This is a genomic window from Bacteroidota bacterium, from assembly GCA_018698135.1.
Taxonomy (GTDB): domain Bacteria; phylum Bacteroidota; class Bacteroidia; order CAILMK01; family JAAYUY01; genus JABINZ01.
On record JABINZ010000173.1, the window covers coordinates 1 to 9691 of the forward strand.

Annotated in this window: 9 protein-coding genes and 1 riboswitch; of the genes, 3 read left to right on the forward strand and 6 right to left on the reverse strand. The window is 34.3% G+C overall.

Going from position 1 to position 9691, the window contains the following annotated elements; translation table 11 throughout:
- The 5 genes from HOG71_11450 to rho all read right to left on the reverse strand — a co-directional run.
- A partial coding sequence (locus HOG71_11450) for a hypothetical protein (GenBank protein MBT5991454.1) occupies positions 1-263 on the reverse strand: 263 nt, incomplete at its 3' end.
- A 5-nt stretch (positions 264-268) separates the two neighbouring features.
- The gene (locus tag HOG71_11455) at positions 269-472 is read right to left on the reverse strand and encodes a hypothetical protein (protein MBT5991455.1); all 204 of its coding nucleotides are present in this window, start codon (positions 470-472) and stop codon (positions 269-271) included.
- A gap of 77 nt (positions 473-549) precedes the next feature.
- Positions 550-2982 carry a TonB-dependent receptor gene (locus tag HOG71_11460; GenBank protein MBT5991456.1) on the reverse strand — a complete coding sequence of 811 codons (2433 nt, stop codon included), beginning with the start codon at positions 2980-2982 and terminating at the stop codon, positions 550-552.
- Between the two features lie 48 nt (positions 2983-3030).
- Positions 3031-3126: riboswitch (TPP riboswitch) on the reverse strand.
- Positions 3127-3272: 146 nt separating this feature from the next.
- Positions 3273-3902 carry a thiamine phosphate synthase gene (locus HOG71_11465; GenBank protein ID MBT5991457.1) on the reverse strand — a complete coding sequence of 210 codons (630 nt, stop codon included), beginning with the start codon at positions 3900-3902 and terminating at the stop codon, positions 3273-3275.
- A gap of 32 nt (positions 3903-3934) precedes the next feature.
- Positions 3935-5455: a transcription termination factor Rho gene (gene rho / locus HOG71_11470; protein MBT5991458.1), complete on the reverse strand. Its 1521-nt coding sequence runs from the start codon at positions 5453-5455 to the stop codon at positions 3935-3937.
- Positions 5456-5675: 220 nt separating this feature from the next.
- Between rho and HOG71_11475 the strand changes: the two genes are divergently transcribed.
- Complete coding sequence (locus HOG71_11475) at positions 5676-6356, forward strand: zinc metallopeptidase (GenBank protein MBT5991459.1); 681 nt, start codon at positions 5676-5678, stop codon at positions 6354-6356.
- On the opposite strand, the gene HOG71_11480 is transcribed toward HOG71_11475, so the two are convergent.
- Positions 6357-6710: a DUF4296 domain-containing protein gene (locus tag HOG71_11480; GenBank protein ID MBT5991460.1), complete on the reverse strand. Its 354-nt coding sequence runs from the start codon at positions 6708-6710 to the stop codon at positions 6357-6359.
- Between the two features lie 90 nt (positions 6711-6800).
- Between HOG71_11480 and HOG71_11485 the strand changes: the two genes are divergently transcribed.
- Together HOG71_11485 and htpG are read left to right on the forward strand one after the other, a co-directional pair.
- Positions 6801-7481, forward strand: a complete 681-nt coding sequence (locus HOG71_11485; protein ID MBT5991461.1) for a YggS family pyridoxal phosphate-dependent enzyme — start codon at positions 6801-6803, stop codon at positions 7479-7481.
- 122 nt (positions 7482-7603) lie between these two features.
- Entirely contained in the window at positions 7604-9487 is a 1884-nt protein-coding gene (gene htpG, locus HOG71_11490; GenBank protein ID MBT5991462.1) for a molecular chaperone HtpG, read from the forward strand.
- Positions 9488-9691 lie beyond the last annotated feature (204 nt).

Genomic DNA, 9691 nt, shown 5'->3' on the forward strand with positions numbered 1-9691 from the left:
AGTGGTGCTCTTAAATTTTTAAGTAATAATAGCGAATAAAAAGTAGATTGAAATTTGGGGGAATACAGTGTATTTTTCCAGGTGCCATTCTCTTCCTGCTTTTCCAGAAGTCTTTTCCCCCAGCCTTCAGTAAGAATTTTATCCTGATCAAGTATCAACTCTTGTGAATCAGCATGTAGCAGATCTCTTTTTGTTTGATAAACAATAGCAGGATCTCCTGTTAGCAACCAATCTATTTGATTTTTATAGGCTTCTGTTTTCATTTTTATTATTTTGCAAACCACAGAATATAACCGCAATTATCGCAAACATAATTAGTTGCTGTTTTGTTTGCCCAATCCAGACCTAAGATGGTCATGCCAGGCGTGTTCATCAGGGTTTCACGTGTCCAGAAACTATCATGATTGCAAACAGGGCATTCCAGTTTATATTGACCAACAAAGCGTTGACTGACTTCTTTTTTCTTTACCATAATACAAATTCAGAATTTTGAGAATAGCCCAAATTTCAGAATTTGTATTCGATATATAATAAAAATTTTGATTTATCTTAGAAGCTAATATTTACTCCTGTCAGGAAATTAAATCCTGCTTGAGGGAAATAACCATAATCTTCATAATGATCGCCTCCATAATAATATCTGTATACCCAAGCATTGCTTTCATACTTTTCGTTCAAGATATTATTTAAGTGAAGTTGAAATTGAACTTTCTTAACAGATTTAAGAGGCAACTCATACGAAATCAGTACATTGTTGATAACGTAAGCATCTAAAGACCTTTCATCATTAGAGGTGTTATCGATAAACTGTTTGCCTACATATTTTGTTTGTAAACCAAGTGAAAGTCCTTTTATGGGCTTATAATTGAAAATACTTGATGCAATGATATTTGGAGAAAAAGCAATATCGGTGGTACCTAGTTCTTTTTCGTATTGAAATAGTTCATTGGCCGGATCATCCCAATAGCTCCAGTTGTCAACATATTCTTTGAAATCAATAATCCTATTTTGGCTTAAGGTTAAGTTGGCTGTCCAACTCAGCTTTTTATTGAATTTAATATTTGACACAAACTCCAAACCTGCTCTGTAGCTTTGGTCGACATTGGTCATGATAGGATCACCAACATTATTGATTTCACCTGTTAGTACCAATTGGTTCATATAATTCATGAAATAGGCATTGGCTTCAAATTGTAATTTGTTGTTATGGTATTTATGACCCAGTTCAAAATCAGTGAGTTTTTCAGCTAAAGGTAATTGTCCTACATCAGCATCTCGAAAGTTGGAACGATTGGGCTCGCGGTTGGCCACTGCAAAAGCAAAATAGGATTGATGTTTTGCATTGTATTTATATAAAAAACCAGCTTTTGGATTCAGGAAAACATATTGTTTCTCCATCCCTAAATCACGTAAATCATCATGATTTCCTTCGATAGAATAATGGATGGATCGGAGTTGGATATCTCCATAAAGGAATAGTTTATTTGTTAGTTGATAGTTTGCTTTGGCAAAGACATTAAAATCAGTTTTTAAACCTGAATTGAAATACCACTGATGATCTTTGGCTCCATTACTGGCAAATTGTGCCCAGATAATATTTCCATAATGATCACCATCATATCGATTCCAGCCTGTGCTAAGGATGGCATTTAGTTTCTTGTGATTATCGTATTTGATCGAAGCCAGCAAACCATAGAAATGGTTGTCGAGCCATTTACGTTGAATCAGATCAGTTGAGTAAATTGTACTATCCGGGAAAATGTAATTTTCATTACCTATTTTCATGAGCGTATCATTCAACTGAATAGTTTCTAAGCCATATTTATCAAAGTCTCTATCATTTTTATATTGTTCATAGTAGCCATAACCTCTTGTATAATGAAGAGCAGTATTATAGCTTAGGGTTTTGCCAATAGTTCCTGAATAATGGATCTGATAATGATCTTGTTGGTAATGATCCACTTCATTTTCGTAGGTATATGGATTAAATGTGCGATTTGTTTCAAGTAAGTCTTTTGGGACTCCATACCAAGCCTGATAGGTTTCTTCTAAGCCTGACATGATATTAATTTTCAGTAAGCTGTTTTTACCATACCAGGCTCCTGAAACATGGTATGATTGTAGATCAGATGTTGCCCGATCGATATAACCATCCGAGCTTATTTTTGATAAGCGAGCATCGAATGACCATTTATTATTGATTAATCCTGTACCTGCTGATAAACTGTGCTTTCGGGTATTAAATGAGCCAAACGAATTATTCAGATCAGCATAAGCTTTGTCCCGTATTCCATTGGTCTGAATATTTATACTGGCTCCAAATGCTGCAGCACCATTGGTAGATGTACCTACGCCACGCTGAATTTGTATGCTATTGGTGGAGCTGGCTAAATCCGGCAAGTCAACAAAGTATACACTGTGCGATTCAGCATCATTAAATGGAATCCCATTAATGGTTACGTTAATGCGTTGCATATCAGTACCCCTTATCCATAAATTGGTGTAACCAACTCCGGCACCTGCATCTGATGTACTTACTACGGAAGGTGTCAGGTCGAGTAACATCGGTAAATCCTTTCCGAGATTAATGCTTTCTATATCTGCTTTCTCAAGATTCTGAAAAGTTCCTGGTGTATTTTCATCTGCCTTGCTAGCCTGAATAATAACTTCTTCCTGCATAATAGGAGAGGGCTGTAATTCGATAATAAATTCTTCATTCTTGTTTAATTGAACTTGTTTCTCAAATTTGTTGTAGCCGATGTAACCAAATTCAAGAACATAAGTTCCCTTTTTTAAATCGCTAAATTCAAAATATCCACTTTGATTAGTTTGCATCCCACTGTAAGTGTTTTGAATAATGACACTTGCACCAATCAAAATTTGTTTTGATTGAGCATCAATTACTTTACCTTTCATATTGAATTGAGAAAAAGCTAATACTGGTAGCAGAACTGCTAATAAAATACCCGATAATGTTTTCATAATTAGAAACTTAAGTTAAACAAATCGGATGCTGGTAAAACTGAATTGAAACGCTTATCCATCTTTCCCTGCGCCAGCATTACCTGGGTCAGGTTCAATGAGTGTGATCTCAGCTCGTAATTTTGAGCACCCCAAAAACGTGCTGCAAACCTACATATTATTTTAAGTAATGTTAAGGAATCGAGAAGAAAAATCAAATAATGCTTCTAAATATGATGATTGAAACATTCACTGAAATAAATGGGAAAAAAAAAGCCTAATCATGAGATCAGGCTGTATGTATAGAGTTGTTAATTGGATAAATAGGCGTCTCGCAAATCTTTGAACTTTTCCAGCGGATTATCAAATCCCCATATACCGCCATGTAACCCAACAGCTCTGAATCCAATTTCAGTAACTGATTTAATATTGATCAAATCAATTCCTCCCAAGGCAACTATATCTCTGTTTGTTGCTCTTAAAAACTCTTTTAACTTATCAGGTTCCTTATAGGCATGACGCCCACCCTTGTGAATACTTCCAAATAAAGAATTCAGCAGAAAATAAGAATAATATTTAGGGGCATTTTCAATTTTACGTGTACTATGATAAGATGTGGTTAAAATGAAACCCGGTTTTTTCTTGAATTTGCTGACAGTAAAAAAAAGAAATAACCAGTTTTTTCTTTTCTTACGTGTGATATGGATACCACCAATATTAAACTTATTTGCAAATTCAAGATGCGAATGCAATATAATCTGTTGGTGATATTTTTCAGGAATACTATTGAGGAGCTCTTCTATTTTATGACGAGGGTATCCATGTTTACGTAAGTGAAGATGAGTCATTCCTTCTTCAAACATTGCAGTCAGAATTTTTGCTTCATCTTTTACACGGTGGCCACTGGAGAGAACGATTATTTTCTTTGATTTTTTTTCCACTTAAATGTAATTTTTGTTTTTCACATCGAATTTTAGCTATTCATTGCAACCAGAAATTCTTCGTTCGATCTGGTGTTTTTCATTCTGTCCTGTAAAAACAGCATAGCTTCTTCAGGATTCATATCGGACAAATATTTTCGTAGAATCCATATACGTTGAAGTAATGCCTTATCAATAATTAGTTCTTCGCGTCTGGTACTTGATGAAGGAACATCAATGGCAGGATAAATCCTTTTATTTGCCAAGCGTCTGTCGAGCTGTAATTCCATATTACCGGTACCTTTAAACTCTTCAAAAATAACCTCATCCATACGAGAACCTGTATCAATTAATGCTGTAGCTAATATGGTTAAACTTCCACCGCCTTCAACATTACGTGCCGCACCAAAGAATCTTTTTGGTTTGTGTAGTGCATTAGAATCAACTCCTCCTGTTAATACTTTTCCAGAAGCAGGAGAAACGGTATTGTATGCACGTGCCAATCGTGTGATTGAATCCAATAGAATCACCACATCGTTACCGGATTCGACCATCCGTTTTGCTTTTTCTAAAACAATGTTTGCAATTTTAACATGCTTATCAGCTGGTTCATCAAAAGTGGATGATATGACTTCGGCATTTACATTTCTTGCCATATCAGTAACTTCCTCAGGACGTTCATCAACCAAAAGAATAATCATGTATACCTCAGGATGATTTTTTGCAATGGCATTGGCTATTTCCTGCAATAATACTGTTTTTCCAGATTTTGGTTGAGAAACAATTAAACCACGTTGCCCTTTGCCAATTGGACTAAACAAGTCAATAATGCGAGTTGTTAACAGATTGGATTTTTCAGTGATATTGAATTTCTTATTTGGAAAAAGCGGAGTTAAATGCTCAAAAGGAATTCTATCTCTGATTTTATGAGGTTCCTGTCCATTCACACTTTCTAATCGAATTAATGCAAAATATTTTTCTCCTTCCTTTGGAGGACGAATACTGCCCTTTATAGTATCACCTGTCTTTAAGCTGAAAAGTTTTATTTGAGATGGCGACACATAAATGTCATCTGGAGAAGACATATAATCAAAATCTGGTGACCGAAGAAATCCATATCCTTCTTGTAGTATTTCAAGTACACCGTCATTATGAATCACACCTTCCAGATTAAATCCATTTTGAGGAGGTTTTTGCCAAACTTTAGCACGGCCTCTGTTTGGACGATCATCTTGCCCTTTCGGTTCATGCTGGATTTTTTTTGGTTCCTCTTTCTTGATTATCTCTTTGGCAGGTTTAGGCTCTCTGGTTTGCGCAGCTTCTTCCTTTACAAATGAATTAATGAGTTCCTCTTTTGAAGGTTCTTCATTTTTACCTTCTGTCTTTTGAACCTCTTTGGTTTCAGGTTCAACAGCTTTCTTTTCATCTTTTGTTTCAGCACCCGTTTTCTTGGCCAGAATCTTTTCAATCAATTCTTCCTTCTTCATTCGGGTATAATAGGTTACACCTACTTCTTTTGCAATTTCGTTAAGATCAGCTTTCTTAAGGAAATTAAGTTGCTCAATTGTATACATTAATAATTAATTAGATAATTTTCAATTACTTAAATGAGGTATGTATTCTTGTTGTGATTTATTTCGAATATATATTGGGAAATTGCAGGGCAATCGAATACTTTAATATTCTATGCAAATATAACACATTTTACTATTAGGTTACAAATTTGTTGAAAGCTTACTAATTTACACAACCACAAACTTTGCATAGAATTTGCAAAACTGGCAAAAAAAAGAAATGAGTTTCTACATAATACTGTTGATAATAGTCATGGTTCCAAGTTGGATCGTTAGTTCAAGATTCAAGTCTAAGATAAAGAAATACAGTAAATTAGAGCTGTATAAAGGTTTGAGTGGTAGAGAAATAGCTAATCAAATGTTGGCTGATCACGGAATTTATGATGTGCAAATAAAAGTGGCTGCAGGTATATTGTCTGATCACTATAATCCACAAACAAAAACAATTAGCCTGAGTAAACAAGTTTATAATGGGAGAAGTGTTGCATCTGCTGCTATTGCTGCTCATGAATGTGGACATGCTGTACAACATGCAACTTCCTATAGTTTTCTGCGGTTTCGATCAGCTTTAGTTCCCATTGTTAGTTTCAGCTCAAGAATAATTACATGGGTCATTTTGGCAGGGATCCTTGTTGTTAACACTTTTCCTCAATTGATGCTGGCAGGTATTGTTTTATTTGCATTGTCAACTTTATTTAGCTTTATAACTCTTCCAGTTGAATTTGATGCAAGCAGTCGAGCACGTTTATGGCTTCAAACGGCTAATATAACAACGAACAATGAACAAATAGCTGTGAAAGATGGACTGAAGTGGGCTGCTATGACTTATGTGGTTGCTGCTATTGGTTCTCTTGCAACTCTTGTGTATTATCTTATGATATTTTTAGGTAACAGAGATTAATTATTCAGGCTGGATCAGTTGCAAGCTATTTAAACTATCATTCACGATTTCATAAACTGCTTGAAGAATATTGGGATTATCCAAATAGAAATTCATACTAAAGTCAAATTCGTCTTTTGTAATATGATGTTTTCTGAAAATATCGAAATAATAATTACTCAGATAATAATCAAATGAATCTCTTTCAAGTCGTGAAAAAGAAACTCCAGCTTCAGCCAAATGAATATCAATTAAAATTCCAACCATATCTTTTTCAGGAATTACATCATCCGGAATTTTTTCATTCTTTTTGCCTCCACAGGAAATTATGAATAGTAATGAAAAAATCAACAGGTAATTATTTAATTTACTCATGACACGAAAAATTAGCTATTTCCAGTTTTAATGTGCAAAATAAAGAAGAACTTTGCAACTGAAGTGTTGCACAAATTTAAATCGCTACTAATGATTAATCAGGATAATTTATTGAATATTAAATCAGAATTAGGCGAAGCCGTAAAACTAATTGCTGTTTCGAAACGTCAACCTGATGAAAAAGTGGCATCCATACTTGAACTTGGCCATAATATATTAGGTGAAAACTATGTGCAAGCACTTTGTGACCGATACGAAAAGTTTAAAGAACACCCAATTGAATGGCATATGATTGGTCATTTGCAAAGCAATAAAGTAAAGTATATTGCCCCTTTTATCGATTTAATACATGCTGTTGACAGTTTCAGTTTATTGCAAACTATCCATAAAGAAGGATTGAAAAATAATAGAGTTATCAATTGTTTATTGCAGGTTCATATTGCCGAAGAGGATAGTAAATTTGGTTTTGATGAAAGTGAAATTGAAGAGCTCTTGGGAAACCCATTAATTGCTGATTTTACCCATGCACGCATTATTGGCTTAATGGGCATGGCTACTTTTACGCCTGATGAAAATCAGGTTAGAGATGAGTTCAATTACTTAAAAGCTGTTTTTGAAAAGTTAAAAGCTCAATTCTTTACAGGGCAAGCTGAATTTAAAGAATTGTCAATGGGCATGTCTGACGATTATAAAATTGCCATCGAAGAAGGCAGCACCATGGTGCGAATTGGAACTTCCATATTTGGAGAAAGAATTTCAAATTCCTATTAAATTTCATTCAATTATTTTAGCATACTGTCAAAATTTCATTCTTTTTTGGCGGCAGGGTATTTGCCAAAAGCGTTCATGGCAGGCAGAATACCTGCTGAATTAAAAAAAGAAAAAAAAGAACAATGAAGAAAGGAAATCTTAATGTAGATACAAAAGACATTTTCCCAATAATCAAGAAATTTCTGTACACAGATCATGAAATATTCCTTAGGGAACTTATTTCAAATGCTACTGATGCCATGCGCAAAATTCAGGTAATGGCAGCTAAAGGAGATTACACAGGTGAATTGGGTAAACTTCAGATTGAGGTAAAAGTTGACAATAAAAAGAAAACCTTAACAATTTCGGACAATGGAATTGGTATGACCGAGAAGGAAGTTGAGCAATATATCAATCAGATTGCATTTTCAAGTGCCGAGGAGTTTGTGAAGAAGTATGAAAGTTCAGATGAAAAAAACCTGATAATCGGACATTTTGGACTTGGCTTTTATTCTGCATTTATGGTTGCGAACAAAGTTGAGTTTCAAACCAAATCTTACTTAAGCGATGCAGAAGCAGTTAAATGGGAATGCGAAGGAAGTGTTGATTATAAAACAACAGTTTCTAAAAAGAAAACAAGAGGTACAATTATTACCCTGCACATTGCAGAAGATTCGGAAGAGTTTTTGGAGGAAAGCAGAATACTGGAATTATTAAATAAGTATTGTCCATTTATGCCTTTCGAAATTGTTTTTGGCAAAGAAAAAATCAGCCAGAAAACTGGTGTAAAAGACAAAGAAGGTAAAGAAATTGAAAAAGAGGTTGAGAAGCCAAGAATTATAAATAATACTGATCCTATATGGACTAAACAACCTCAGGATTTAACTGACGAAGATTACAAATCTTTATATGAGGAACTATATCCATATTCTCAGGCTCCTTTATTTTGGATTCATCTGAATGTTGATTATCCGTTTAACTTAACGGGTATTTTGTATTTCCCCAAGGTGGCAACCAATATGGAATTGCAAAAGAATAAGATCAAATTATTCTCCAACCAAGTATATGTGACCGATTCAGTTGGAGAAATTGTTCCTGAATTTTTGACACTTCTTCACGGAGTTATCGATTCACCTGACATTCCACTGAATGTTTCCAGAAGCGCTTTGCAAGCCGATGGCAATGTGAAGAAAATTAGCTCTTATGTCATAAGAAAAGTAGCTGATAAATTGTTCGATCTCTTTAAAAAAGATAGAAAAGAGTTCGAGACAAAATGGAATGATATTGATGTTTTTGTGAAATACGGTATGTTAACCGAAGATAAATTCTATGAGAAATCAACCAATTTCTTTCTACTTCAGGATGTTGATGAAAAATTCTACACCATTGAGGAATATAAAGAACTGGTAAAGGTAAATCAAGAGAATAAAGATAAAGATCAGGTTTGGTTGTATGCTTCTGATAAAGATGAGCAATATACTTATATGGAAGCCGCCAGAAAAAGAGAATTCAATGTACTTTATATGAATGAAGTGATTGATGCGCATTTCTTAAACTTATTGGAACAGAAGTTGGAAAAAACAAGAATCAAGAGAATTGATGCTGGTTCGGTAGATGAGTTAATTGATAAAGGAGAAGAGAAGGAATCTGTACTGTCAAAAGAAAATCAGGATTCGATTATAGAACTTTTCAAAAGTGTGGTCAATGATGATAAAATCATAGTTAAAGCAGAACCACATTCTCCTGATGATGCAGCCGTGGTTATCACTGAAGATGAGTTTATGCGCAGAATGGGTGAAATGTCGAAGTTAGGTGGAGGTATGCCTGGCATGGGTGCAATGCCCAGTATGTATAATCTGGTTGTTAATTCCAATCATAGCTTAGCCAAGAAAATTGTTGATACTGCTGAAGAAGATGAGAAAATAAAAATTGTTGGTCAATTGGTTGATTTAGCCCGTTTATCTAAAAATATTCTTAAAGGAAAGGATTTGAATGACTTTATTGAAAGAACAATGAAGTTTATTTAAATCATCAAAAATTAAATTATTAAAACAGCTGTTAATTAATTTGTTAACAGCTGTTTTTGTTTTAGCTAGTAGCTGCTATCTAGAAAGTTAAATCTTTTTTTTTGTAATTATCTTGAACAGAATTTAAATGAGAAATAACAATTTCTTATTTTTGATTAATTAATTCTCAGACCCATTGTTGAAGAAATGGTGAAATAGGGTCTA

Coding starts and splice junctions, on each gene's coding strand:
- HOG71_11455 (MBT5991455.1), bottom strand. CDS start 472: ATGGTAAAGAAAAAAGAAGTCAGTCAACGCTTTGTTGGTCAATATAAA.
- HOG71_11460 (MBT5991456.1), bottom strand. CDS start 2,982: ATGAAAACATTATCGGGTATTTTATTAGCAGTTCTGCTACCAGTATTA.
- rho (MBT5991458.1), bottom strand. CDS start 5,455: ATGTATACAATTGAGCAACTTAATTTCCTTAAGAAAGCTGATCTTAAC.
- HOG71_11475 (MBT5991459.1), top strand. CDS start 5,676: ATGAGTTTCTACATAATACTGTTGATAATAGTCATGGTTCCAAGTTGG.
- HOG71_11480 (MBT5991460.1), bottom strand. CDS start 6,710: ATGAGTAAATTAAATAATTACCTGTTGATTTTTTCATTACTATTCATA.
- HOG71_11485 (MBT5991461.1), top strand. CDS start 6,801: ATGATTAATCAGGATAATTTATTGAATATTAAATCAGAATTAGGCGAA.
- htpG (MBT5991462.1), top strand. CDS start 7,604: ATGAAGAAAGGAAATCTTAATGTAGATACAAAAGACATTTTCCCAATA.